Below are 24949 nucleotides of genomic sequence, written 5' to 3'. Positions count from 1 at the left end.
GTCAGGTGAACAGGATGCTCACCGACTGGTTCAGGTGAATGCGGCGGATGGCCTCCGCGAGCAGCGGCGCCGCCGACAGCACGGTGAGCTTCGGCAGCCGTTTCTCCGGCGGCAGCGGGACGGTGTTGGTCACGATCACTTCCCGGATCTCTTCGCGCATCAGGCGCTGCACCGCCGGCGGGGCGAGCACGGCGTGCGTGGCGCAGATGTACACTTCGGGGCGCGCCGCCTTCCCGACGAGGACGTCCACCGCCCCGAAGAGGGTGCCGGCGGTATCGATGACGTCCTCGATCATGATCGGGATGCGCCCCTCCACCTCCCCGACGATCTGCACCGGTTCCTTGACATCCTTGCCGACCCGGCGCTGGAAGATGATGGCCAGCGGCAGATCCAGCCGGTCGGCGAGCTGCTTGCTGCGTTTCACCGCGCCGTCGTCGGCGGCCACGACCACCGCCTGGCGCAGGTCCTTCTCCCGCAGGTAGTCGGCGAAGAGCGGCATCGCCCGCAGGTGGTCCACCGGGATGTTGAAGAACCCTTCGATCTGCCCGGCGTGCAGGTCGACGGTGAGGACGCGGTTCGCCCCCGCCGTGGTCAGGAGATCGGCCACCAGTCGGCCGGTGATCGGCTCACGCGGCGCGTCCTTCTTGTCCTTCCGGGCGTATCCGTAGTAGGGCACCACCGCCGTGATGCGTCCGGCCGAGGCGCGGCGCAGCGCGTCTAGCATGATGAGCAGTTCCATCAGGTGCTCGTTCACGGGGTGACAGACCGGTTGAATGACGAAGGCGTCCACCCCGCGGGCGTTCTCCTCGAAGCGCACGTAGATCTCGCCGTCGGCGAACCGCGTGATGTTCACGCGGCCGAGCTCGATGCCGAGGTAGGAGGCGATCTCCTCGCTCAGGGCACGGTTCGCCGTGCCGCAGAACACCTTGAGGTCGCCGTAGGCGCTGTCCATCGCCCCTCTCTACCTTACCATGCCCGGTCGCCGGACACGGCGGGGAAGGCGGCGGAGGGACCCTGCCCGATCCGACGGAGGGCCAACGATCAGCGGGCTTCGACGAGGAACTTGATCGCCGTCCGTTCCTCGCCTTCGATGACCACCTTGGTGAACGCGGGGATGGCGACGAGATCGATTCCGTTGGGGGCGACGAATCCGCGGGTGATGGCGATGGCCTTCACCGCCTGATTCACCGCGCCGGCGCCCACGGCCTGGATCTCGACGGATCCTTTCTCCCTCAAGACCGCGGCCAGGGCCCCGGCCACCGCCTTGGGTTTGCTGTCCGCGGAGACCTTGAGCACCTCCGGCATCTTCTCAGGTCCCTTCTCTGCTGCGGCCACAGGTCCGTCCATTAGCGCCGTCCTATTCCGTGGGCGCGCGGGGAAATCCTCTCCTTCTCATGCCCGGGGGGTGCGCTCCGTGGACAGGGCGGCGGCCAGATCAGCGGCACGCAAGGCCTCGTTCCGCAGTCGCTCCGCGGCCTGGCGCAGCCGGTCTCTGAGCTCCGCCCTCCCCTGCCAGGCCGCCAGGACGGCCTGGTGGACCTGGCCGGCCTGCAGACCGGCCAGGGGGAGGAGATGTCCCACTCCGACGCGCCGGAACAGCGCCTCGACCTTGGGGTCGTAGGACAGCCCGACGGGCGGCACGCCGACGGCCACGGCACAGATCAGGGCGTGCAGGCGGGCCGCCACCAGGAGGTCCACGGTGCCGATGGCCGTCATCGCCTCACGCGGCGGCAAATCGCTGACGACCTGCCCGCCGAGGGCCGCGGCGGCGGTCCGGGCCGTGGGGAGATCTTGCGCCGGGTGAAACGCAAAGACGACGACGGAGGCGGCCAGCTCCTTGCGCACCTCTGCGAGGGCGTTCACGACCGCATCGACGTAGGCGACGGCCGGCCAGGGGCGCAGGGCCAGGCCGATCCGCGGACCCGTACCCCGCGGGCCGATCAGCTGTCGCACATGCTCCTCCGGCGCCGGTTCGAGAGCAAAGACCGGGTCGGCCACGAGATGCGCCGGACGATGCACGTGCAGCTCCCGCAAGGTGCGCAGGGAGTCCTCATCGCGCACCGTGAGCAGGGTGACGCGGTTCAGGACGGCGGCGGCCAGCGCCCGCACGGCGCGACGGCGCAGCGGCCCGATCCCCTGGGCGAAGACCATCGTGCGCCGGGAGAGGGCCTCGGCCAGGGCGAGCACGCCGAGGTAGTAGACGGCGCTGCGCGCGCTGGTGGTGTCCTGGAACAGGCTGCCGCCGCCGCTGAGAAACAGGTCGGCGCCGGCCAGCGCCCGCAGCACACCGGCCCCGAGGCGCGGGATGGCCGCGACGTTGTGCAGTCGGCGGGTCTGGACGGGGCGACCCGACAGGACGGTGATGCGGGCGGTGGGGATGCGGCTGCGCAGGGCGGTGATCATCGCCGCCAGCACCGCCTCATCCCCCAGGTTGCCGAAGCCGTAGTATCCGGAGACGACGATGCGCATCAGCGCCGCACCCGGACGGACGGCGGCGGGACGCGGACGGGAGGAGGCGTCAGACGCCCGACGATCCTCAGGAGCAGCAGCGCCCCGAGCGCGCCCAGCAGCGTCCCCAGCCACAGCGCGTTGGCTGTGCGCCACGCCGTGTACAGCAGCGGCGTGTGGAGGTGCGAGAAACTGTTGACGATCCCGGCCTGACCGACCGCGCCCAGGGCGGCTAGCGGCATCACCGCGCGCCGCCAGCCCGCCGCCGCCGCCACCCCCGCCAGGAACAGCGCAGGGTGGCCGATCAGGTACTCCTTGGTGCGCGGCCGCGCCACCAGCACGTCCTCCAGGAGGGAGCGCAGGCGCTCCTCGGCGGACAACAGCGGAAAGCCGAAGTTGCCGCTGCGCGCCAGGAGGACCACGCCGGCCAGCCCCACGATGACCGCGGCGATCGCGTATCGCATCCGCAGCGGCGCGCCGGACCAGTCCCACAACTCCCCGGCGGTCTCGCGCCACGACCGTGCCGGCCGGTCGTACCGCCACAGCAGCAGTACCACCAGCGCCACCGGCAGGACGTGCGCCGCCTTCACGCCGAGGAACACCTCCGCGGCCATCATGAACTCCCACCGGGTGAGCAGCGCCGCCACCAGCAGGCCCGCCGCGATCGACCCGGCCGAGGCCGCCCACAGCAGCCGGACACCCGCCAGCACCGCTCCCCGGGGCGTTCGCCTGGGCACCGCGGCGGCGATGGCGGCGGCGGGGAGGGTGGCCGCAGTTCCCAACGCCACCAACTTCAGCCACAGGATCTGCGGCCCGGCGACGAACGTGGCCGCGGTAAGGACGATGCCGAGACCGATCAGGGACCAGATCAGGCGCGCCGGCACCGGGGCTCCGACGGCCTCGCCCAGAGCGGCCAGCGTCAACCCCATCGCGGCCAGGCCGCCAAAGGCGACGAGCCCCCGCAGGGCCGGAGACACGGCGATCTCGGGCAGCGGCGCGGCCCGCGGCGCCAGGCTCGCCGTGGTCGGTGCCAGCAGGCCGAAGCGACGGAGATCGCGCGCCAGTTCCTCGAGGAAGAGCAGGTTCTCCTGCGTGCCCACCACTCCGGCCGTGGGCTGGAACGGCCGCACGTACAGGAGCCGGATGTTGCGCTCGCGCGCGCTGCGCACGAATTTGTCACGGGCTTGCTCCGGGGGAAGGAGCTGCAGCTCCTCGGGGGTAAGGCTGAACAGCCGGATGACCTGAGGGCGCATCTCCTGCGCCAGACGGTCCTCCCCGCGCTGCTTGCGCCGGACACTGAACACCTCGATCCGGCCGAACCGGCTGCCGGCCTGGCGCAGGACCGCCGCGCTCTGCGGAATCAGCCGCTCGTAGCCCAGCACCTCGATCAGCTCGAAAACCACGGGGATGTCGCGCCCCAGGCGCTGCAGCATCCCGCCTTTGAATGCCAGCCCCTCGGCCGTCAGGCCGGAGAGGTTGCGCAGCCGCAGCACCGGCTGCAGGCCCAGGGCGCGGTAGCGGTCCACATCCTGGGGGCGCAGGCCCAACCCCATCTCCTCGAGATGATCGGGCAGCCCGCGGATCTCGAGCACCTCCCCGAGGGCGCGGACCCGGTCCGGACCGAGGAGGCCCGCAAACGATCCGGCCAGGTCGGCGGCAAACTCCGGAGAGGCGACGACGTAGACGGCATCGGAACGTACCTGATCCCCGGATTCGGCCAGCGGACGAAATGCGGGCGGCAGGGCCCCGATGCGGGCCGCGGCCCGCACGGCGTCGCCGCTCAGATAGCTCACCTGCCCCTCCTCGGCCAGGCGGCGCAGCGTGTGCTCATAGATCGCCACGGAGGTCGCGCCGCGGCGACGGGCCTCGGCCAGGAAGGCCAAAGGGTCCAGGCCTTCCCGGCGGGCCAGAGCCTCCCAGTCCGGCCCGTCGAGAACAATCTCGGTGGCGCGGGAACGGGCTTCGACGTTCCAGCGCAGCCACAGGACGGCCAGCGCGGCGGCCACCCCGAGGCCGACGGCCAGCCAGAGGCCGACGGCCAGCCAGAGCGGACGGCGCCGGCGTCCCTTCACGGCGACGGGACCCCGCGGATCACGGCCCGTCCGTCGTCCACCTCCACGCCGACAAAGCGGATGGGGACGGGCTCCTGCGGCGCGCGCAGAAGGGGATTGACGGCGACCATGAGCGCGTTCGCCAGGTCGGGCGGGATGGCCAGGCCGCTGAGGTGCAGGGTCTGGACGCGCAGGACGAGGTCGCGGTTGTGGTCGACGGCCAGACGTGCCGTCACCTCCACCGCCACCGGGGCGTTCAGGACGTACACGTCCCCGGAGATCGCCACCACGCCGTCGTCCAGCCGCACGCGCGCCCGGCGGATCTCGCGGGCGTCCGCCAGCGCGCGCTGCACATCGGTCTCGTCCACCACCACCTCCGCGCGGCCGGCCGCCACCCCGCGCACCGCCAGGCGACCGCCTACGGCGCGGGGAAGACTGAGGCGCACCCCGCGCAGGTCGCCTCGCAGTTCCCGCACGGTCGCCCCGTCCAGTGCGGCGCCCCGGACGCGGAACACCAGGCGCCGGATGCGGCCGGTGGCGATGCCCGTGGGTCCGGCGTAGACGTACACCGCAGCCGAGCGGGCCTGCAGATCACGGCGCAACCCGTCGGACAGACGCCAGGAGACCGCTGCGGCGGGGGCGGCCAGGACGATCGCCGCGAGGACCGCCAGCGCGATCAGCCGGGACACGCCTTCCCTACTTCGGGGGGCAAAAAGGGCCCCCCTCTAGTCCCGCGGACGGACACGCAGGGCGGCGTCGATGAACGGCTGGAGATCGCCGTCCAGGACGCCGGCGGCATCGCCGGTTTCCACTCCCGTCCGGTGGTCCTTGACCAGCGTGTACGGGTGCAGGACGTAGGACCGGATCTGGTTGCCCCAGGCGGCTTCCTTGAACTCTCCGCGCAGTTCCGCCAGGCGCTGTGAGCGCTGCTCCGCCTGCAGCTCGGCGAGTTTGGCCCGGAGGAGACGCATCGCGGTCAGCCGGTTGGCGTGCTGGGAGCGCTCGTTCTGGCACTGCACGACGAGGCCGGTGGGCAGGTGCGTGATGCGCACGGCGGTTTCCACCTTGTTCACGTTCTGTCCCCCGGCCCCGCCCGCCCGGTAGGTCTCGATCTTCAGCTCATCATCGCGGACGGCGACCTCGACCTCCTCCACCTCGGGGATGACATCCACCAGGGCGAAGGAGGTGTGGCGGCGGTGCGCCGCGTCGAAGGGGGACAGGCGGACCAGACGATGCACGCCGCGCTCGCCCTTCAGGTACCCGTAGGCGTAGGGCCCGCCGACGATGATGGTGGCCGACTTCACGCCGGCCTCTTCGCCCGGGGAGAGGTCCACCACTTCGGTGGTGAAACCCCGACGCTCGGCGTACCGCAGGTACATTCGCATCAGCATCTGCGCCCAGTCCTGGGAGTCCGTGCCGCCCGCACCGGCGTGGACGGAGAGGATGGCGTTGCGGGCATCGTGTTCCCCGGCCAGCAGAGTCACCAGTTCCAGCCGGGTCACGCCGTCGTGCGCGGCGCGGGCCTCCGTGGCCAGCTCGGCGATGTCCAGCCCCGCGGGATCCTCCTCCGCCAGCCCGGTCAGCTCGGCCAGGTCCTCCACCCGCCGCAGCAGCGCGGTGTAGGTGTCCACCTGAGCGCGCAGCGCGCTCAACTCCTGACTCAGCCTGCGGGCCTGCTCGGGATTCGTCCAGAGGTCGGGCCGCTGCATCTGCGCCTCCAGGGCGGCGATGCGCGCGGCCTTGCCGCTCAGGTCAAAGATGCCTCCCGATGTCCTGGAGGCGCGTGCGGTCCTGCGTGACGAGGGTGCGAATCTCTTCGATCGTCATGTCCCTATCCCGCCCTATCCTAGCATCACCGCACCGGGGCCACAACCGAGAACAGGATGTTTCCCAGCAGATGGGGGACGACCAGCCCGGCAACGTTTCCCGTTCGGGCGCGGATGAGGCCGAAGGCCGCGCCGGTGATCATCGCCCAGGCGATGGCCTCCGCCCCGAGACCGCGCTGCAGGAGCATTCCGGCCGCCGCACCCACGGCCGCCGCCGTGGGGCGGCCCAGCCATTCGGCCACCGGGACGAAGGCGACCCCGCGCGCCCACCCCTCGATGGCCAGCGCGACGAGGGCCTGGCGAACGATCAGGGTGGCCCGCCCGTCCGGCGCGCCCGGTGCCGCCAGGGGGAGGTCGTAGGCCCGGAACGCCAGCACCAGCGTCATCCACAGCAGCCCGACCACGGCCAGGCCGGCACCGAGCGCCGGGAGGAATCCCCGCACCGTGACCCCCCACTCGCGCAGCGGGCGCCGCGTGGAGAGGAAGATGACGAAGACCAACAGCACGCCGGGCCACACCCCCTCCGGCCGCGCTCCAACGAGGAGCCAGACCGTCGCCAGCGGCAGGCCGACGGCCGCCGCCGCCCGTCCGAAGGCGGGCCCGTGCAGGTCTGGGCGCAGGATCGCGCGCAGGCGCGGAAACGAGACCACCGCGGTAGCGAGGAGCGCGACACAGGCGAACAGATCGCCTGCCCGCGTGTACGGTGTCTCACCGGCGGCCAGCGCGACCGCATCGGTGAGAACGGCCGGGATGCCCGGGCTGATCCGGGCCCGGATGCGCCCGGCGGGATCGACCACCATCGTCAGTCCGGTGTTCGCGGCCCGCACCACCCAGCGTCCCGTCTCCACCGCCCGGAACACGGCGTGCGCGGCGTGCTGCGCCACGCCCGACGTCCCGTCGAACCAGCCGTCGTTGGTGATCACGGCCAGCACCTCCGCGCCGTGACGAACGAAGGCCCGGCTGACGTCCGGAAAGATGGATTCGAAGCAGATCGCCACCCCCACCGGCCCGAGGGGCGTCCGCAGCGGATCATGGCCGCGGCCGGGGCGAATCCCGTACTCCCCGAAGGCGACCAGACGGACCTTGTCGTACCGGCTTACCGCCTCTCCGGACGGCGCGATCGCCACCGCGATGTTGGAAATCCCGTCCTCCAGGCTGCCGGCGATCATCGTGGCGGAGGCGCGGGCCGCCCATCCTCCGACCTCGCGCAGGACGCCGTCGCGGCCAAAGAGGTTGTAGGGCACCGCGGTCTCGGGCATGACCACCAGCGCCGCGCCGCGCCGGCCGGCCTCCTCCACCATCGTGCGCAGACGGTCCATGTGCTGCGGCGCGGCGAACGGATCGAACTTCTCGCGGGCGGGGACGTTGGGCTGCAGGGCGGCAACGCGCAGGTCGCCGGCCGTCGGCGGGGGGAGGTGCCGATGGCCCCACAGGATCACGGCGGCGACGAGGAGGGCGGGGAGCAGCAGCGGCCTCACCGTCCGCCGGCCGACGGCAAGCGCGACCGCCGCCGAGACCAGCGCGAGGAAGAAGGAGAGGCCGTAGACTCCGGTGGCGCTGGCAACCTGGATCACGACCGGCCACCGCCACTGCGTCAGTCCCAGCAGCGCCCAGGGAAAGCCCATGACGCCCGTGGAGCGCAGGTACTCCAGGGCGCTCCACAGCAGGGGCGCGCTCCAGACGCCGACCCAGGGGGCACGGCCGTCGCCGATCCAGCGCCACAGGACGGCAAAGACACCAGGGTAGAGACTCAGGTAGGCGGCGAGGAGGAGCCAGGGCACCACCCCGAAGACCCGCATCCAGGAGAGGATGCCGACGTACGCCACCAGGCCGCTTACGCCGCCCAGGACGAAGGCCCGCCGGGGCGGCACCCCACGCAGAGCGATCAGCAGCGGGGCCAGGGCCACCCAGCCCAGCAGGCCCCAATCCAGCGGGGGAAAGGCCGCGTAGAGGAGCACGCCGCTCGAGGCGGCGAGGGCTATTCGTCCTTGCCGTGACACTTCTTGTACTTCTTGCCGCTCCCGCACCAGCAGGGATCGTTGCGGCCGATCTTGCGACGTCCGTCCCCGACGGGGCCGGCGGCGGAAGCGCCGCCCTGGCCGGCGGCGGGCGTGCCGACGCGCACCGGTGCGGCTCCGACGGCCACCGGCCGCGGGGGCCGGCGCGCCGGCGGCGCGGCACCTTCTACCTGGAGGCGGAAGAGCACCTTGACCGTCTCTTCCTGGATGCCGGCCAGCATCTGCTGGAAGAGGTCGTAGCCTTCGCGCTGGTACTCGATCAGCGGGCTGACCTGGGCGTACGCCCGCAGCCCGATCCCCTCCCGCAGGGCATCCATGTTGTACAGGTGGTCGATCCACTTGCGGTCGATGGTCTGCAGCAGGACCAGCCGCTCGATCTCGCGCAGGTGCTCCGCGCCGACCTCCTGCTCTTTGCGTTCGTACGCCTGGAAGGCCGCCCGGGTCAGGGTCTCCGTGATCTCCTCCCGGCTGCGCCCTTCCACGGAGACCTCCGCCAGGGCGGGGATGAGCTGGGCCGCGGCCTCGCTCAGCCCGGCCAGGTCCCACTCTTCCCTGTGCTCCCCCGCGCAGTAGCTCTCCACCAGCCCGGCGATCTGGCGTTCGACCATGTCCAGGATGCTCTCCCGGACCTGTTCGCCGAAGAGCACCTTGCGGCGTTCGGCGTAGATGACCTTGCGCTGGACGTTCATCACGTCGTCGTACTCGAGGACGTGCTTGCGGATGTCGAAGTGATACTGTTCCACCTTCTTCTGCGCCGCGGCGATCTGCCGCGTGACCAGAGGATGCTCGATGGGCACATCCTCGTCGATGCCCAGCCGGTCCATGATGCCGGCGATCCGCTGGCCGGCAAAGAGGCGCATCAGCTCGTCGTCCAGGGCGATGTAGAAGCGGGACGACCCAGGGTCACCCTGGCGGCCGCTGCGTCCGCGCAGCTGGTTGTCGATCCGCCGCGCCTCGTGGCGCTCGGTGCCGATGACGTGCAGCCCGCCCAGGCTCCGTACGATCTCCGCCTCGGCCGGATCGGGCGGGTTGCCGCCCAGGATGATGTCCACCCCGCGGCCGGCCATGTTGGTGGCGATGGTCACCGCGCCCTTGCGCCCGGCCTGGGCGATGATCTGCGCCTCGCGCTCGTGGTGCTTCGCGTTGAGCACCTCGTGGGGAATGCCGCGGCGCTGCAGCATCTCGCTGAGCTGCTCGTTCTTCTCGATGGAGCGCGTCCCCACCAGTACGGGCCGGCCCTGCCGGTAGCAGGACTCGATCTCGGCCACGACCGCCTTCCACTTCCCGGCCTCCGTCTTGTAGACCTGATCGGGGTAATCGATGCGGATCATCGGACGGTGGGTAGGGATGACCACCACCGGGAGGTTGTAGATTTTCTGCAGCTCCTCTTCCTCGGTCTTCGCCGTCCCGGTCATCCCGGCCAGCTTCTTGTACATCCGAAAGTAGTTCTGGATGGTGATGCTGGCCAGGGTCTGGCTCTCCCGCTCGATGCGCACATTTTCCTTGGCCTCGATGGCCTGGTGCAATCCGTCGCTGTACCGGCGGCCGAACATCAGCCGGCCGGTGAACTCGTCGACGATGATCACCTGGCCGTCCTTGACCACGTAGTCCACGTCGCGTTTGTAGCAGGCGTGAGCCCGCAGGGCCTGCTGGATGTGGTGCATCAGGTCCACGTGCTCGATGTCGGCCAGATTGCTCACGCCGAGGAGGTGCTCCACCCGGGCGATCCCCTCCTCGGTGAGGAGCGCCGTCTTGATCTTCTCGTCCACGGTGTAGTCCCGGCCGGGGACGAGGCGGCCCACCACGCGGGCGAAGTCGTAGTACTTCTTGGTGGACCCCTCGACCATCCCGGAGATGATCAGGGGCGTGCGGGCCTCGTCGATGAGGATGAAGTCCACCTCGTCCACGATGGCGTAGACCAGGTCGCGCTGGACCAGATCCTCCGGCCGCAGGGCCATGTTGTCCCGCAGGTAGTCGAAACCGAACTCGTTCACCGTGCCGTAGGTGATGTCGGCGTGGTAGGCCTCCCGCCGGGTGATGGGCCGGAAGTGGTTGAGCCGGTCGTCGGCGTGGGCCTGGGGGTCGGCGTACCCCGGGTCGTACATCCCGCTGAACTCGTGGGCGATGGTGGCCACGGACAGCCCCAGGAAGTGGTAGACGGATCCCATCCAGCCGGCGTCGCGCCGGGACAGGTAGTCGTTTACGGTGACGACGTGCACGCCGGATCCGGTCAGGGCGTTGAGGTAGACGGGCAGGGTGGCGACCAGCGTCTTGCCCTCGCCGGTCTTCATCTCCGCCACCTTCCCCTGGTGCAGGACGATGCCGCCGATCAGCTGCACGTCGAAATGGCGCAGTCCGATGGTGCGCCTGCTGGCCTCGCGCACCGCGGCGAAGGCCTCGGGGAGGAGGTCGTCCAGCGTCTCGCCCCGGCTCAACCGTTCCTTGAACTCCGCGGTCTTGGCGCGCAGGGCCTCGTCGGAAAGCGCCGCGTACTCCGGCTCCAGGGCGTTGACGGCGTCCACCAGGGGCTGCAGCCGCCGGATCGTCCGCGCGTCCGGATCGCCGAACAGGCGGGTCAGTAAGCTGGCCATGACGCACCCATTATACATGTCTGACCGCCGGGGGATGCAGGGAAGGAGAACATCCGGATGGGGGTGGACGTGCTGGCCGGCGGCAGCCGTCCGAAGTGGTTCGGCTACCGCCCCGTTCCGATTACCGCCAGCGGCGGCACGGCGACCGTCGGGGTGATCTTCGGAGTGAACGACCCGCCGGCGCCGGCCGCCGGAGCATCAACGCTGGGCCACCGCCGCCATCAGCAGCATCATCACCTACTGGCCGCGCTGACACACGTCCCTGGGCGACGGGACGCCGCCTCCGCCGCGCACCCTCCGGAGATGTTCGACGACATCGAGCCGGCCGTCCGCCGCCTGACCGTGGGTGGCGGAATCAACCTCCGAGTGAGGTGGTCATGCCCAGGTAGGAGGCGACGATCTGCGCGTTGTGCAACAGCGCCGGCCCCGGCCCGTCCAGAATGACCCGGCCGGTCTCCAGCACGTACGCGCAGTGGGCCATGAGAAGCGCCTGGGTCACCTCCTGGGAGATCAGGAGAATCGTCAATCCTTCGTGGTTCAACCGTCGAAGGATAGCAAAGATCTCGGCGGCCATGCGCGGGGCGAGGCCAAGGGACGGCTCGTCAAGCGCCAGCAGCCGCGGCTGAGCCATGAGCGCCCGGGCCATGGCCAGCATCTGCTGTTCGCCGCCCGAAAGGGTACCTGCCAGCTGAGCCTGACGCTCGCGCAGGATCGGAAAGAGCGCAAAGACATACTCCATTTGCTCGCGCCGGTGCGCCCGGGCGCGCCGAGCGTAGGCACCGAGTTCCAGATGCTCGCGCACGCTCATGCCCGGGAAGAGCAGCCGGCCCTCCGGCACGTGGACGAAGCCGCGCTCGCAGATGAGGTCCGGGGGGAGCCCGGTGATGGGTTTGCCGTCAAAGACCACCGCGCCGCGGGTGATGGGGTGGAGGCCAGAGAGCACCCGCAGCAGTGTGGTCTTGCCAGCGCCATTGGGACCAATGACGCTGACGAACTGGCCAGCGTCAACAGCCAATGAGACCCTGTGGAGCACCTCCAGCTCGCCGTAGGCGGCGCAGAGGCCCTCAACCCGCAGCACCGAAGCCCTCCCCGAGGTAGATCTGACGGACCTGGGGATCTGCCTGGACAGCGGCAGGCGGTCCCTGGGCGATGACCTGGCCTGATCCCAGGACCACCACCCGCTCGCACAGGCCCATGACAATGCGGATGACGTGCTCGACCAGCAGCACGGTAATCCTCAGTTCATCACGAATCCTCCGCACCAGGTCCACGGCGCCCACGCTTTCCACCGGGTTGAGGCCCGCGAATACCTCATCCAGCAGCAGCAGCCTCGGGCCGGTGGCCAGCGCTCGGGCCAGCTCCAGACGTTTCTTCTCTCCCAGTGTAAGCGCGTGGACCGGTGCGTCCACCGCACCTTCCAGACCTACATACCGCAACCAGCGACGAGCCTCAGCCCGGGCCCCACGCACGTCGCGCGTTCCCCGGCCGTAGAGGACTGCGGCGGTAACGTTGTCGGTAGTGGTCAGTCCCGTAAACGGTCGAACCACCTGGAACGTCCGCGCGATACCGGCCCGTGCCACCTCGAAGGGGGCCAGGCCCACCAGGCGGCGGCCCATGAAGACCACATCCCCGGCATCCGGCGGATGGAAGCCCGTGATGACATTGAACAGGGTCGTCTTGCCCGAGCCGTTGGGACCGATCAGGCCGACGATGGCTCCCTCAGCTACCTGGAAGCTCACCGAGCGCAGCACCACCAGGCCGCCGAAGCGCTTGGAAACGCCCTTGACGCGCAGCATGGCACTTAGAGCCGCGGCTCCGCGGCCGGCACAGCCGCAGGCGGCCGGGGGGCGCGCCGTCGTAGCCGCTCCAGGTGCGGTAGCAACCCCTCAGGGAGCAGCACGATCACCAAAGCCAGCCCCAGGCCAAAGATGATGCGCGCAGCCTCGGTTCCCACCCGGACAGTGAGGACCTCATCGACCATCCGCACTACTACCGCACCCAGGAGCGGACCGGCCCAGGACTGCCGTCCGCCCAGCAGGGCCATGAGCACGGCCAGCACGGAGAGGTGGAGATCGAACATGAAGTCGGGGTGGATGTAAGACCGGTCGTAAGCGTAGATGCCTCCGGCCAGACCGGTCAGTCCGGCGCTGAGGACCAGCGCGCTCATCTTCAGCCGCACCACCGGGACGCCGATGCTCTGCGCGGCCTCCTCATCCTCGCGAATCGTCTCCAGGCCAACGCCCATCTTCCCCAGACGCACAGCCCGCCCGGCCAGGGCACTGACCAGGACCACAGCCAGCATGGCGTAGTAGAAGACACGCCGCGCCGCCAGCGGCTCCCACGGCGGGAGTGTCATCCACAACCCCTCCGCCGCGCCGGTCCACGGGAGGTTGAGGACGACGGCGCGCACCGCCAGGCCCAGGATCATGGTCACCACAGCGAAGTATGGACCGCGCAGGCGCAGGCACGGGTACCCGGCCAGGGCGGCAAACACGGCCGCAACCGCGGCGCCAAGCGGCGCGGTGAGGAACGGCGAGAGCCCGGCCCGGACCAGGAACAACCCGGTCGTATAGCCACCGAGACCGAAGAAAGCCGCATGGCCAAAGCTCAGGTAGCCGGCGAACCCGCCGATTACGTTCCAGGCCACTGCCAGCGCAGCATACATGGAGGCGGAGTACAGCAAGGCCAGCGGGTACTCACCTGTGCCCACCCAGGGGAGGATCAGCAGGACCACGACCAGACCAGCGGCGAACGCCCGGCTCATCGTCTGAACAGCCCCGTCGGCCGCCACAGCAGCAGCACACCCAGCGAGGCAAACAGGAGGAAGGGCGCCCAGGCGAAAGGGATGACCAGCGTGCTGAGGTTGGTCAGTGCCCCCACGAGCATACCGGCCACCACCGCCCCGACCAGGCTGCCAACTCCGCCCACGATCACCACGAGGAAAACGAACACGAGCCACATCAGGTGGGACGCGGGGGAGAAGCTGTAGATCAGGGCCAGGGCCACGCCCGCCACGCCTGCTGAAGCAAGGGCCAGGCCGTAGGTGAGGCTCGTGACCTGACGGAGATTGATGGCACAGAGCGCCGCGCCCTCAGGGTTCTGCCAGACCGCGCGCACGGCTTTGCCGGGGAAGGTGTTGTGGAGAAACAGGTACAGTGCTGCGATGGTCACGGTGGCCAGACCGGCGCCCGCCAGGTGCGTCATTGGCAGCGCCAACCCTCCTAGCTGTACCGCCCGGCCGGTGTAGGCCACGTTGACGACTCGCGGACCGGGTCCCCAGACAGCGGCCAAAACATTCTCCAGTGCGGCGGCCAGCCCGAAGGTCAGCACCATGGAGACCAGGACCAGATCACCGGCCCGCCGGGCGGCGGGGCGGATGACCCCTTCGTGGAAGCCGACACCCAGGAGGAAAAAGAGCGGTACCACCACCGTCAGGCTGGCTAGGGGATCCACGCCGCGCGCCGCGAGGAGGTAGACCGCATACGCCGCCCCCACTGCCAGCGCCGGATGGACGATGTTGATCACATGCGCAACGCCCCAGATCAGGCTGAACCCGGCTCCCAGGAGCGCGTAGACACTTCCCGTCAGGAGCCCGGTGACCAGCGCCTGGAGCACTTGAACCATGAGCGGACTACCGCCTCCAGGGCGGTTTGGGGTAGACCGGCTGCGCCGAGCGGCGCCCGGGCGGCCAGATCAGCTCCACCTCACCGTTGATCACCTGCGTTGCGTACTCGTACGGTGCCGGCAACCCCCTCTCGTCGAAGCGCAACTCCCCGGCAACGGTCTTAAACGTCGTTTCGCGCATATACCGCACCAGCACGGCATGGCTGAGGCTCTTGGCCCCCTCGACGGCCTGCTGCAACAACTGGGCCCAGGCATAGCCGAACAGGAAGTACAGCGGCGCCCACTTCAGGTTCCACCGTTCGCGGGCGACCTGGTTCAGTTCGGCGATGCCGGGATAGGGGAGCTTGTGGTGGATGGCCGTCCCCGAGACCACGTAGTCGCCGTCAGGCCCCAGCTGCGTCACCCACTCCGGGATGAGCGTACCTATTGCCTGCAGAATCACCTTGGGATTGTAGTCCAGGGCCTTCATCGCTCTGATGGTCAGCACGCCGTCGGGGAAGAATCCGTTGGCCAGGAACATGTCGGCGCCAAGGGCCCGAGCCCGCGAGACCAGGGGCTCGGCAGAGGCCAGGGGAAGGTCGTAGAGCTCGTCCATGACCAGCGGGATCTCCAGCCGCTTCAGGCCGTCCTGAATCGATTCGCGCGCGGACATACCTACGGGGTTGTTCACCGTGATGGCCGCCGCGCGCGTTGGCCTCTGTGCTTTGGGGATGTTACTCAGCCATCGCCAGGCGCCCTCATACCACCATTGGCCCATCAGCGGGGGACCGCCAAAACTGTACTTGAACCCCCGGCGGAAGGAGGCCATGTGCCCACCCATGGAGATGTAAACCTTCCGGTACCGCTCGACCAGCGCCATCTGCGCGGCCGCCGCCGTCCCCGGGTACCCGCCGAGGATCAGGTCCACGCGGTCGACCGTGATCAACCGCTCGAGCAGGCTCACGGCGCGGTCCACGCTGCTGGCGTCGTCCAGAATCGTCACCTCCACCGGGCGACCGAGCAGGCCACCCTGCCGGTTGACCTTCTCGGCCCAGTAGCGGTAGCCGCGCTCCACCCACACGCCGGTATCAGCGAAGGGACCGGTCAACGGCAGCGTGCCCCCCAGGCGGATCGGCTTGGCCTGAGCCCATACAGTCTGGCTCAGAATCTGGGGAACCGCCAACGCCCCGGCTCCCAGGGCAGCGGTCTTGAGGAACTGCCTGCGGGATAGCCTCACCACTCCTCCTCCTTTCCCGTCACCGGGCTCGTGACGCCGCCTCAGAGCTCAAGGGGTTCTTCGATGATCGCCACAGCGCGCGTCCACGCTGCGCTGGCCGCCTTCAGCTTGTACGGAAAGCAGGCGACCTTGAACCCAGAGGGTCTGGGGATCTTGTCCAGGTTGGTCAGCTTTTCAATCTGGCAGTACTCCCTCTCCTTGCCGTAGAAGTGGGATTCCCAGAACCTGCCGCGCACCCCGCTGGCGGCTTCCCGGAACATCACGTCGAACGGACGGTCCAGCCCCCAGGCGTCGATACCTATCACCTTTACGCCGCGCTCAACCAGGTATTGGGTGGCGCTGCGTTCCAGCCCGGGGTGCAGCATGTCGTAACCGGGCTGTTTGAAGGCCTTCCATGTGTCGGTGCGAACCAGGGCGATGTCGTAGGGCTTAATGACATATCCCATCGCCGCCAGAGAGGCCTCCACATCAGCCGCAGTGATCCCCTCCCCGCGTTGCTTGTGCGTCATGTCCAGCACGAAAGCGTCGCTGAAGAACCACCGCAAGGGCAACTGCTCGATGGTCTTCGCCGGTTCGCCACCGGACCTGGGACCATAGTGATAGGGGGCGTCAATATGGGTCCCGGAATGCGACGAAAGCGTGGCCACTTCCACGGCCCAGGCATGGCCGTCGGGAAAGAGGGCGGGGAGCAGACTCTGGTCAACCTTGAAGACGTCCACGGTCATGTGCATGCCCTGCACGTGGTCGATGTACTGGATCTGGTGGCGGTTGGGCTCGAAAGCGCTGGTCTCATTTTCCAGCGTGTCGCTCAGGTCGATGAGCGTCACCCGAGTGCGGCCCACAATGTAGCTCTCCATGATTCTCCCCCTCCTCCCCCTGCGCGAACCCGGCCAGGCCGCTATCGCTGCCCAGGGGACCGAGCCGCGGATCCAGGCGCCGCCGCTTCCGCGCCCAGCACCTGGCGGATGATGCCCTGGTAGACCGCGGGGGGCAGCGCGTTCTTCAGCCGCAGGGCCACGGTCTTTACCTGCCGCACGATCTCTTCCACCTGCTCCGCGGTGGCGTGCAGGCCTTGTTCCTCCAACGTCATCTCCACGTAGTTACGGCCCGTTCCACGTCCCGCCACCAGGCTGGGCCCGTCGCGGCCCACCAGCGCGGGCGGGTAGGGAAACACGGCCATCTCTCCCAGGGGCGTCGCGCGGAACTGCCGCAGGATGTGGATGACGATGCCCGACTCGACCTCAAATAGGCCGGGGCCGACGATGGGCTTGTTGGACGCCGGCCGGATCTTGGAGATTTCCGCCACCATCTGGGACAGCCGGTAGAGTCCCTCCAGCTGGATTCCGGTAGGAATGCCCAGCAGGTGTTCGCATGCGACCGCCACCTCCTCCGTGGCCACATTGCCGGCCCGCTCGCCCAGGTTATTCACGGAACAGTGCACCTCATCAACACCCGAGGCCACGGCCATCATGGCACTGGCAGTGGCCTGGCCGTAGTCGTTATGGATGTGCAGACCCAACGGCGTCTCCGGGAACCACTGGCGGAGCCTGGAGATGAAGAAGCGCATGGCCAGCGGGTGCGCCATGCCAAACGTGTCCGAGACAGTGATGCGATCAATGGCGCCACGCTCGATGACCTCACCGAAGAAGCGCTTGATGTACTCCAGGCTGGGGATGCGGAAGGTGTCCCAGCCCATAAACTCCACGTACATCCCGGTTTCATCTTTGGCCCGGCGGGAGAGGACCACGATCTTCTCGATCAGCTGCTCCGGGGTCATGTTGTATGCGTACTTGATGAGGAACGGATTGATGCCGAATTCCAGGACCATTCCCGGTGCGCCGCAGGCAATAGCCGCCCGCAGATCGTCGTCGCGCACCCGTACCAGCGGCGTCACCCGGGCCCGCAGCTTCATCTGGGCCAGAGTGCGGATCACCTCGCGGTCCTCCTCTGTAGCCGGCAGGCCCGGTTCGATGGATGGGATGCCGATCTTGTCCATCTCCTGAGCCAGGAAGAGCTTCTCCTCCACAGTAAAGGCCACGCGTGCGGTCTGCTCCCCGTCGCGCAGCGTCACATCGTGAATCACCACCTGCGCGGGAAGCCTCATCTCCCCTCGCACCTCGGGGAGATAGTTTAGCGGGGAAACCCATCGGCCCGGGCCGAAGTACGGGCCGTCCAGTGGAATGCCAAAGGCCTCTGGTGCTGCCATCATCGCCCTCCTTCGCCCGGGGGATCACGATCGCCAGTTCGTATGCGTGCCAACCCGCCGCCCCCCAGGCTTCGTCTCGGTCCCTTCGATTCCGCGGGCGACTCCCGCGCCGGCAGGCCGGCGCCGGCCGTCTGATCAATGCGCACGGACGGCGGCAGGGGCGCTGTGGGAAGCACCCGATCCGCCGTAACATCGAGGAGGAATTCCAGCTCCGGCCCGTACGTCGCATGCAACAGATCGGCAAATCGGTAGTAGAGCTTGTTGGCGTAGATATCGTGCCGAATGTAATTGCGGATCGTCCGCAACACCGCCGGGTTCGCCGTCCAGACGCCAGACCAGCTGCCGCGAGAACGATCCATCATCAGACCCGCAGTGTGGTCGGCGACCAGCAGCAGCTGGTCACCGTGGCGCTCGTAGACGGTACGCAGCATCACGTGGTGAACGGTAAAACCCACCTCCACGTCCGGGGCGTCGAACAGCATGGCCGTAATGTGCACCCCCCGCCGCTGCGCCTGGCGCAGGCCCTCCCGCAGGTCCAGCACCTGATCCCGCCACGCGCTGAGGAACAGTTCCCGCTTCGCTTCCCCGATGATCCGGCGTGCCCGATCCAGCAGAAGATCGTAGCCTTCCAGGTGCCACAGCATCTCGCGCCACGGAGGCGATGTCGCCGGTCGCAAACCACGACGAATCGTCGCCGCCAGGGCCCGGAACCGAGCGGCCCGTGCGTTCAGGAACTGGTCGGCCGGCAGGGGGACGTAGGTGACCGGCCGGCTGTCGATGAGGGACACGAGCCCGCGATCCAGCAAGCGCCGCAGGCACGCATAAACCTTCGCTGAGGGGACGCCCGAGCGCTGGCTGATCTGGTTCCCGTTGGCCGGATGGACATCGTGGAGAGCGAGGTAGATGCGGGCCTCGTAATCTGTGAGTCCCAGCTCACGCAGGGCGTCGAGAAAGTACTCGGTCTTCGGGCGCACCAGTTGACCCTACTACTAAAGTAGTAGAAGATTTTTCTACGCAGACCGACTTCCCCCTGCCGGATTGGTGGAGTTCCTGAGGGTAGGAAGGCCAACCGGACGGGGGACCCGCACCGCCCCCCAGTCCAAGGATACTGCCAGAACTGCCGTGGGGTTGAAATCGCTGTTCTTAGACACTGGCCACCGGGGACATGCCCTCCCTAGGCTCGGGGGCCTGAGTTCGGAGAGGGACATCCCCCTTTTCTCTTCGCGGGCCCCTTTGCACAACCACGGTACGCCGTCTCTCAGAGCCGAGGACTGGCAAGCCCATTCCAAACGGTGCAACGCTTTCGTGACTTTGCTTAGCCGCGCAGGAGCACCCGACGCAGGTCGGTGCCGCGCCCAAGGAGAACCACGGCGGCGACCAGCAGGGCGGCGAAGAGGATGAGGAGCGTGGACAGGGCGGCGATGGTGGGATCCTGCCACTTCTCCATGTAGAGGAACATCTCGATGGGCAGGGTGTTGTTCTCGCCGCGGGTCAGGAAGATCGAACTCTCCACCTGATCGAAGGAGACGACGAAGGCGAGCAGGCCACTCACGGCCAGTCCGCCGCGGATCTGGGGCAGAACGACGCGTCGCAGCACCACGGCGGGGGTCGCTCCCAGGTCCTGGGCCGCCTCCTCCAGCGAAGGATCGAGCCCGACCAGGTTGGCCGCGACGATGGTCACGACGAAGGGCAGCACGACGATGGTGTGGGCCAGAATCAGCGGGACGACCCCGCCCTGCCACCCTGCGCGGGCGAAGAAGATGAACCAGCCCACGCCCAGGACGATCTTGGGCATGACGATGGGCGACAGCAGGAAGGCCCGCAGGAGCTCCTGACCGCGGAACCGGCCGCGGACCAGGGCCAGCGCGCCCAGCGTCCCGCAGACCAGGGCCAGCGCCGTCGCCCCCAGGCCGATGCCCACGCTGCGCAGGAAGGCCTGGAAGAACGCCGGCTGATGGAGCAGGTTGGCGTACCAACGCCAGGACAGACCCGGCGGAGGGAACACCCCGTAGGCCACGCTGCTGAAGGAGTAGGCGACGACGATGGCCAGAGGCAGGAGAATGAATCCCAGCCCAAGCAGCAACGCTGTCCGCAGGAGGGCGTCGCGCAGCGCCCCCTCCCCCGTCGTCGCCGTAGTGCGCCTCTCCGGGACGACCCACGCGCTCATACGCCCGGCAGCCTCCGCATCAGCCCCTGCAGGCTCCACACCGCGGCCAGAGACAGCGCCAGCAACGTCAGCCCGGCCACCGCGCCTCCCGGCCAGTTAATTTCGACCGTGCTGTTGTAGACGGCCAGCGGAAGGACCTGAACGCGCCCTCCGCCGAGCAGCTGGGGTGTGACGAAGGCACTCAACGCCAGCGTGAAGCAGATCAGCACCGCGGCCACCACGCCCGGCATGGTCAAAGGAAGGGTGATCCGCACGAAGGTCTGCCACCAGTTCGCTCCCAGGTCCTGGGCCGCTTCCTTCAGCGAGGCGTCCAGCCGCCCCATGACGCTGTAGATGGGGAAGATGGCGAAGGGCATCAGGATGTGGGTGAGGCTGATCACCACGCCGCGCTGGTTGAAAAGCAGGGGAATGGGATCGGTCACGACCCCGGCCCGGCGCAGGGCGGTGTTGATGAGGCCCTGGTTGGCCAGGAGGATGAACCACCCGTAGGTGCGCACGACGACGCTCACCACCAGCGGCGAAAATAGTAGTAGAGAGATCAGGGCCCGGGCTTCCGGGGATCGGATCCTGGTGTGCAGGGCGTAGGAGAGGGGATAGCCGGCGGCGACGGCGAGTGCCGTCACGGTCAGCGCCAGCCGAAGCGACGAGCCGATCACCCGGTAGGTGAAGGGATCGGAGAAGAAGTTGAGGTAGGTACGCAGCGTCCAGACGGGAAGAATGCGTCCACCCCGGAAGAGGTGAAAGCTGTTCAGCAGGTAAATGGCCAAGGGGACGACATAGAGCACGGCCATGAAGGCCAGCACGGGAGTCAACAGCCACAGGGCGGCAGTACGGCCGATCCTCACCCCCGCACCCTCCTACGGGCGGAAGGCGATAAACACCAGGATGTCGCCCGTCGCCGCCGCCTGATTGCCCAGGAGCGGCCAGGCCAGCAGCCATCCGGTCCGGGGCGACCGCACTTCTTCCACCACATCCCCCCAGAGATCACGGATCAGAGCGATGGGCTCGCCCTCCCGGACCGCCTCCCCGGCCTCCTTCAAGGGGTGCACCAGGCCTCCCCGGTTGGCGGTGAGCTCGATGCGGGAGAGTGGGCCGTCGATGATGGGGACGCCGTCCTGCGGTTCGATCTCGCCCTCCAGCATCCCCAGGTGACGCAGGACGTTGAGGGTCCCGCGCACGCCGGTCTCGATCGAGCGCGGATCCATGCGGCGCCAGGCGATCAGCTCCAGCACGAGGCAGGGCTTTCCGCGTTCCTGGACATAGTCGGTGAAGGTCCCGGTGCGATGGCGCTCGTGGGTGGGGATCATCTGAATCGTGGTGATCCCGAAGGCCCGGGCCAGGGCCAGGCTGCGCTCCCACAACGCCTCGTCGCCGCTGTGCTTGACGATCGAGAACTGCATCGCCGGCGTGGGGTTGGCATGGAAATCGATGCAGGCGTCGCAGGGTTCGGCCAGGCGGGCGATCTGGGCGGCCAGGCGGTGGCTCAGCAGCATGGTGGTGTCTCCCGGGAAGACGCGGTTGAGGTTGTAGCCGTCCTGGGGGGTGAGCATCTGGTGCTGATGGTAGCTGAAGGGGTTCAACAGGGGGGCGGCCACGATGGCGCCGCGCAGCCGGCGCGGATCCACCGCCTCGCGCGTCACGCGGCGGATGACCTCCATGCCGGGCACTTCGGTGCCGTGCAGCCCGGCCCCCAGCCACAGCACCGGGCCGGGCTCGGCGCCGTTGACGAGGATCAGCGGCTGATAGATCACCGTACCGTCCGGCAGTTCCCCGCAGGCCACCCTACCGAGTTCCCGCCGTCCGGGCGGGACGGAGATTCCCGCGATCTCCAGCGTCGCCATCTCGTTCGCTCCCTCCAGTCTCCTCGTCATCCGCCGGCACCGTCACCGCCTGGCCGGGTTCCCACCCGGCGATTACCTCTTCGCCGATGGGCAGCAGGGCGGCGCCGCCGGCGTAGGGCACGGCCGCCTGCAGACGGAGCGCCCCGCAGACCAGGCGGTATTTGACCTGGTGACCCGAGAAGGATCGCTCGATGATCCGCGCCCGCACCGCGCCCGGCAGGTCCAGATGTCTGGCCAGCCGGACCCGCTCGGGCCGGACACAGACGGCCACGGGCTGACCAACCCGTTCCCATCCCGAACGGCGCGCCCACAGCCGCGTGCCGTCGGCGCTGACCAGCGCCGTCTGCTCCTCCAGCTTCTCCACGATGCCGGCGAAGAGATTGGCATCGCCGATGAACCGGGCGACGAAGGGCGAAGCGGGCGTCTCGTAGATCTCCAGGGGCGATCCCACCTGGCACAGCACCCCCCGGTGCATCACGCCGATCCGGTCGCTCATGGCGAGCGCCTCGCCCTGATCATGGGTCACGTAGATGAAGGTCGTGCGCAGCTCCCGCTGCAGGCGCTTCAACTCCTCCTGCATCTGCAGTCGTAGCTGGAGGTCCAGCGAACTGAGCGGTTCGTCCAGGAGCAGCACGCGCGGCCGATTGACCAGGGCCCGGGCCAGGGCGACACGCTGCTGCTGACCGCCGGAGAGCTCGCTGATCCGCCGGGCGGCCAGGCCGGGCAACTGAACCAGGTCGAGCGCCTCCTGGACCTGCCGCCGGACCTCGCCCTCCCCCAGACGCCGCATGCGCAGGCCGAAGGCCACGTTCTCGAAAACCGAGTAGTGGGGGAAGAGGGCCAGCCGCTGGAACACCATGTTCACAGGGCGCCGGTGGGGCGGCGTCGCCCCCATCAGCCGTCCGCCGATGAGCACCTCGCCGGCGTCGGGGCGCTCGAACCCGCCGATGAGGCGCAACGTGGTGGTCTTTCCGCACCCGGAAGGCCCGAGGAGAGAGAAGAACTCTCCCTCCCCGACCTGGAACGACACCCTGTGCACGGCCTCCACATCGCCGAACCGCTTGGTCACGTCCCGCAGCTCGACGACGGGGCCCTGACCGGCCATCACAGACGCGACTTCACCTCGCGCTCCCAGCGCTGGCGCCACTCGCTGGTCTTCTGGCCCATGGTGGCCCAATCAAGCCAGATCGCGGTGTCCAGCAGTTTGGGCGAAAGGATCCGCTGCACGGTGGGAGAGAGCGGAGCCGCGGCGATGGACGGAATGCCGAAGGTCAGCCGGGCGTAGCGGCCGTTGTTCTCGGCCCGCAGGAGCTCGTTGATGATCTCCTCGGCCACACGGATCTGCTCCGGCGTGCTGCCCTTGACAATCTGCAGGTAGATGGGAAAGGCGACGACGCCTTCCTTGGGGTTCACAAATCCCAGCGGCGCGCCCTCCTCCTCCCAGAACTTCCAGATGCTGGCGAACCAGGGGGCGATCAGGGCCTCGCCGCTCACCAGCAGGTTCTTCAGCTGGTCGTTGCTGGTGACGAGCGCCCGCAGGTTCTTGGCGTGTTCCGTCCAGATCCGGAACCCGGGCTCGATGTTCTGCTCGCTGCCGCCGTTGAGCCTGGCCGCCAGGACCAGCGGGATGAAGTTGTTGTCAAAGAAGGTGACCTTGCCCCGCCACTTGGGGTCCCAGAGCGCGGTCCAGGAATCCGGCGGATCCTTGACCAGGTTCCTGTTGTACATGATCCCCATCCCGCTGATGCCGTAGCCGATGCCCCGGTTCCCCGGACGCCGGAGGCTGGCGTGCACGGCGTTCATGTTGGGGATCCGGGCCGGGTTGAGCGGAATCCACATGTCATCGGTATCGCCGCGGTTGCTGATGTCGATGTTGAAGTACCCGAAGTTGATCAGCGGATTGTTAGGGTTGGCCTGTTTGGCCGCAATCATCCGCGGATAGGTGACGGTGTTGTTGGACTCCCAGAACTCGATCTCCACCTCGGGGTGGGCCCGCAGGTAGCGGGCCACGACCTCGCGCGGAACGACGCCCTGGTTGGCGCCGGCCCAGATGAACATCGTCAGCTTCACCCGCGGCGCGGCCTGCAACGGGGTGAGTGACGCCAGGCTCGCCGCCGCAAGAAAGACGGCGATGCCGGCGGCGCGGGACAGGCGACAGGGTCCGGTCATGCTGTGACACCTCCTTCTGCCTCGGGCGGGGTGACGAACTCGTACCCCAGCTGCCGTGAGATCTGCCGCCCGGCGCTGCGGAGCAGCGTCTGCAGCCGGGCCATCCGCGTCGGAGTCCAGGCGGCGGCGGGGCCGGAGGTGCTCAGCGCAGCGACCACCTCGGCCCGGTGGTTCCAGACGGGCACGGCCAGACACCGCGCGCCGGTCAGGGTCTCCTCGTCGTCCAGGGCCATGCCCCGCCGGCGCACCCGCGCCAGCTCCCGCAGGAACCCGCGGTGGGTCGTGATCGTCCGCGCCGTGAACCTGGTCAGCGGTTCCGCGCCCAGCAGCGCCAGCACCTCCCGTTCCGGACGCCAGGCGAGCAGCACTTTGCCCAGGGCCGTACTGTGGAGCGGCGCGCGCCGGCCGAAGTGCACGAAGAGGCGCGGCGCCTCCGGCGACTCCTCGGCGTGCAGCGGCGCGACGGCCCCGCCGTCCAGGGTGGCCAGGGTGATGTGTTCGCCGGTGGTCTCGGCGAAGCGGCGCATGACCGGAATGGCCTCCCGCGTCAGATCGGCCTGCCGCAGCACCTCGGCGGCCAGACGCACCAGGCGCAGGCCGGCCCGGTATCGCCGGGACGGAATGTCCTGTTGGGCGTAGCCGTCCTGGAGCAGCGTGGACAGCACGTGGTGAATGGTCGCGGGCGAGGCCTTCATCCTCCCGGCGATCTCCGACAGGGCCAGGGCCTCGCCGCTCCCAAGAATTTCCAACAGCTGCAGCGTTCGCTGCGCGGATCGAATGCGCATCATCTCT

General features: G+C 68.7%; 22 protein-coding genes. All 22 read right to left on the bottom strand.

The genetic code is table 11. The annotated features are described in order from the left end of the window. Position 1 precedes the first annotated feature (1 nt). A complete protein-coding gene (locus QN141_05125; protein MDR7557855.1) occupies positions 2–952 on the bottom strand; it encodes a ribose-phosphate pyrophosphokinase in 951 nt (316 codons plus the stop codon). A gap of 89 nt (positions 953–1041) precedes the next feature. After that, positions 1042–1305: a stage V sporulation protein S gene (locus tag QN141_05120; protein ID MDR7557854.1), complete on the bottom strand. Its 264-nt coding sequence runs from the start codon at positions 1303–1305 to the stop codon at positions 1042–1044. 87 nt (positions 1306–1392) lie between these two features. Continuing rightward, entirely contained in the window at positions 1393–2469 is a 1077-nt protein-coding gene (csaB, locus tag QN141_05115; GenBank protein ID MDR7557853.1) for a polysaccharide pyruvyl transferase CsaB, read from the bottom strand. Beyond that, a complete protein-coding gene (locus QN141_05110) occupies positions 2469–4520 on the bottom strand; it encodes a DUF5693 family protein (protein MDR7557852.1) in 2052 nt (683 codons plus the stop codon). The genes csaB and QN141_05110 overlap by 1 nt, the downstream gene beginning before the upstream one ends. Next, the gene (locus tag QN141_05105) at positions 4517–5188 is read right to left on the bottom strand and encodes a DUF2993 domain-containing protein (GenBank protein ID MDR7557851.1); all 672 of its coding nucleotides are present in this window, start codon (positions 5186–5188) and stop codon (positions 4517–4519) included. The genes QN141_05110 and QN141_05105 overlap by 4 nt, the downstream gene beginning before the upstream one ends. 36 nt (positions 5189–5224) lie before the next feature. Next, a protein-coding gene (gene prfB / locus QN141_05100; GenBank protein MDR7557850.1) for a peptide chain release factor 2 occupies positions 5225–6326 on the bottom strand; the annotation gives its coding sequence in 2 pieces (ribosomal slippage) (positions 5225–6253 and positions 6255–6326; 1101 coding nt in all). A gap of 25 nt (positions 6327–6351) precedes the next feature. Then, positions 6352–8283: an apolipoprotein N-acyltransferase gene (lnt, locus tag QN141_05095; GenBank protein ID MDR7557849.1), complete on the bottom strand. Its 1932-nt coding sequence runs from the start codon at positions 8281–8283 to the stop codon at positions 6352–6354. Between the two features lie 20 nt (positions 8284–8303). Beyond that, complete coding sequence (gene secA, locus QN141_05090; GenBank protein MDR7557848.1) at positions 8304–10934, bottom strand: preprotein translocase subunit SecA; 2631 nt, start codon at positions 10932–10934, stop codon at positions 8304–8306. Positions 10935–11289: 355 nt separating this feature from the next. Next, positions 11290–12012 carry an ABC transporter ATP-binding protein gene (locus QN141_05085; protein ID MDR7557847.1) on the bottom strand — a complete coding sequence of 241 codons (723 nt, stop codon included), beginning with the start codon at positions 12010–12012 and terminating at the stop codon, positions 11290–11292. Then, positions 11999–12730, bottom strand: coding sequence for an ABC transporter ATP-binding protein (locus QN141_05080; protein ID MDR7557846.1), 732 nt, complete (start codon positions 12728–12730; stop codon positions 11999–12001). The genes QN141_05085 and QN141_05080 overlap by 14 nt, the downstream gene beginning before the upstream one ends. Before the next feature lie 5 nt (positions 12731–12735). Next, positions 12736–13698 carry a branched-chain amino acid ABC transporter permease gene (locus QN141_05075; protein ID MDR7557845.1) on the bottom strand — a complete coding sequence of 321 codons (963 nt, stop codon included), beginning with the start codon at positions 13696–13698 and terminating at the stop codon, positions 12736–12738. Then, the gene (locus QN141_05070) at positions 13695–14558 is read right to left on the bottom strand and encodes a branched-chain amino acid ABC transporter permease (GenBank protein MDR7557844.1); all 864 of its coding nucleotides are present in this window, start codon (positions 14556–14558) and stop codon (positions 13695–13697) included. Before QN141_05070 ends, QN141_05075 begins: the two co-directional genes overlap by 4 nt. Before the next feature lie 7 nt (positions 14559–14565). Then, positions 14566–15774, bottom strand: a complete 1209-nt coding sequence (locus QN141_05065; protein MDR7557843.1) for an amino acid ABC transporter substrate-binding protein — start codon at positions 15772–15774, stop codon at positions 14566–14568. A 41-nt stretch (positions 15775–15815) separates the two neighbouring features. Next, positions 15816–16631 (bottom strand): cyclase family protein, encoded by an 816-nt coding sequence (locus tag QN141_05060; GenBank protein MDR7557842.1) that lies wholly within the window; start codon positions 16629–16631, stop codon positions 15816–15818. Between the two features lie 41 nt (positions 16632–16672). Continuing rightward, positions 16673–17980 carry a hypothetical protein gene (locus QN141_05055; protein MDR7557841.1) on the bottom strand — a complete coding sequence of 436 codons (1308 nt, stop codon included), beginning with the start codon at positions 17978–17980 and terminating at the stop codon, positions 16673–16675. Then, entirely contained in the window at positions 17980–18954 is a 975-nt protein-coding gene (locus QN141_05050) for a helix-turn-helix domain-containing protein (protein MDR7557840.1), read from the bottom strand. The genes QN141_05055 and QN141_05050 overlap by 1 nt, the downstream gene beginning before the upstream one ends. A gap of 341 nt (positions 18955–19295) precedes the next feature. Next, positions 19296–20147 (bottom strand): ABC transporter permease, encoded by an 852-nt coding sequence (locus tag QN141_05045; GenBank protein ID MDR7557839.1) that lies wholly within the window; start codon positions 20145–20147, stop codon positions 19296–19298. After that, positions 20144–20992 carry an ABC transporter permease gene (locus tag QN141_05040; GenBank protein ID MDR7557838.1) on the bottom strand — a complete coding sequence of 283 codons (849 nt, stop codon included), beginning with the start codon at positions 20990–20992 and terminating at the stop codon, positions 20144–20146. Before QN141_05040 ends, QN141_05045 begins: the two co-directional genes overlap by 4 nt. A gap of 12 nt (positions 20993–21004) precedes the next feature. Beyond that, complete coding sequence (locus QN141_05035) at positions 21005–21988, bottom strand: succinylglutamate desuccinylase/aspartoacylase family protein (GenBank protein ID MDR7557837.1); 984 nt, start codon at positions 21986–21988, stop codon at positions 21005–21007. Continuing rightward, on the bottom strand, positions 21930–23093 hold the full coding sequence (locus QN141_05030) for an ABC transporter ATP-binding protein (protein ID MDR7557836.1): 1164 nt from the start codon (positions 23091–23093) through the stop codon (positions 21930–21932). The genes QN141_05035 and QN141_05030 overlap by 59 nt, the downstream gene beginning before the upstream one ends. Then, positions 23093–24157, bottom strand: coding sequence for an extracellular solute-binding protein (locus tag QN141_05025; protein MDR7557835.1), 1065 nt, complete (start codon positions 24155–24157; stop codon positions 23093–23095). The genes QN141_05030 and QN141_05025 overlap by 1 nt, the downstream gene beginning before the upstream one ends. Further along, positions 24154–24942: an IclR family transcriptional regulator gene (locus QN141_05020; GenBank protein ID MDR7557834.1), complete on the bottom strand. Its 789-nt coding sequence runs from the start codon at positions 24940–24942 to the stop codon at positions 24154–24156. Before QN141_05020 ends, QN141_05025 begins: the two co-directional genes overlap by 4 nt. Between the last annotated feature and the right edge of the window lie 7 nt (positions 24943–24949).

The organism is Armatimonadota bacterium (genome assembly GCA_031459765.1).
Lineage (GTDB): Bacteria > Sysuimicrobiota > Sysuimicrobiia > Sysuimicrobiales > Kaftiobacteriaceae > Kaftiobacterium > Kaftiobacterium secundum.
This window is presented reverse-complemented; position numbering and strand designations above follow the sequence as displayed.

What these genes read in the sequence shown, in the direction of transcription:
- QN141_05075 (MDR7557845.1), bottom strand. Translation starts at nt 13,698, where the DNA reads ATGAGCCGGGCGTTCGCCGCTGGTCTGGTCGTGGTCCTGCTGATCCTC.
- QN141_05080 (MDR7557846.1), bottom strand. Translation starts at nt 12,730, where the DNA reads ATGCTGCGCGTCAAGGGCGTTTCCAAGCGCTTCGGCGGCCTGGTGGTG.
- QN141_05025 (MDR7557835.1), bottom strand. Translation starts at nt 24,157, where the DNA reads ATGACCGGACCCTGTCGCCTGTCCCGCGCCGCCGGCATCGCCGTCTTT.
- QN141_05030 (MDR7557836.1), bottom strand. Translation starts at nt 23,093, where the DNA reads ATGGCCGGTCAGGGCCCCGTCGTCGAGCTGCGGGACGTGACCAAGCGG.
- csaB (MDR7557853.1), bottom strand. Translation starts at nt 2,469, where the DNA reads ATGCGCATCGTCGTCTCCGGATACTACGGCTTCGGCAACCTGGGGGAT.
- QN141_05045 (MDR7557839.1), bottom strand. Translation starts at nt 20,147, where the DNA reads ATGAGCGCGTGGGTCGTCCCGGAGAGGCGCACTACGGCGACGACGGGG.
- QN141_05020 (MDR7557834.1), bottom strand. Translation starts at nt 24,942, where the DNA reads ATGCGCATTCGATCCGCGCAGCGAACGCTGCAGCTGTTGGAAATTCTT.
- QN141_05120 (MDR7557854.1), bottom strand. Translation starts at nt 1,305, where the DNA reads ATGCCGGAGGTGCTCAAGGTCTCCGCGGACAGCAAACCCAAGGCGGTG.
- QN141_05055 (MDR7557841.1), bottom strand. Translation starts at nt 17,980, where the DNA reads ATGGCAGCACCAGAGGCCTTTGGCATTCCACTGGACGGCCCGTACTTC.
- QN141_05070 (MDR7557844.1), bottom strand. Translation starts at nt 14,558, where the DNA reads ATGGTTCAAGTGCTCCAGGCGCTGGTCACCGGGCTCCTGACGGGAAGT.
- QN141_05125 (MDR7557855.1), bottom strand. Translation starts at nt 952, where the DNA reads ATGGACAGCGCCTACGGCGACCTCAAGGTGTTCTGCGGCACGGCGAAC.
- secA (MDR7557848.1), bottom strand. Translation starts at nt 10,934, where the DNA reads ATGGCCAGCTTACTGACCCGCCTGTTCGGCGATCCGGACGCGCGGACG.
- QN141_05035 (MDR7557837.1), bottom strand. Translation starts at nt 21,988, where the DNA reads ATGGCGACGCTGGAGATCGCGGGAATCTCCGTCCCGCCCGGACGGCGG.
- QN141_05060 (MDR7557842.1), bottom strand. Translation starts at nt 16,631, where the DNA reads ATGGAGAGCTACATTGTGGGCCGCACTCGGGTGACGCTCATCGACCTG.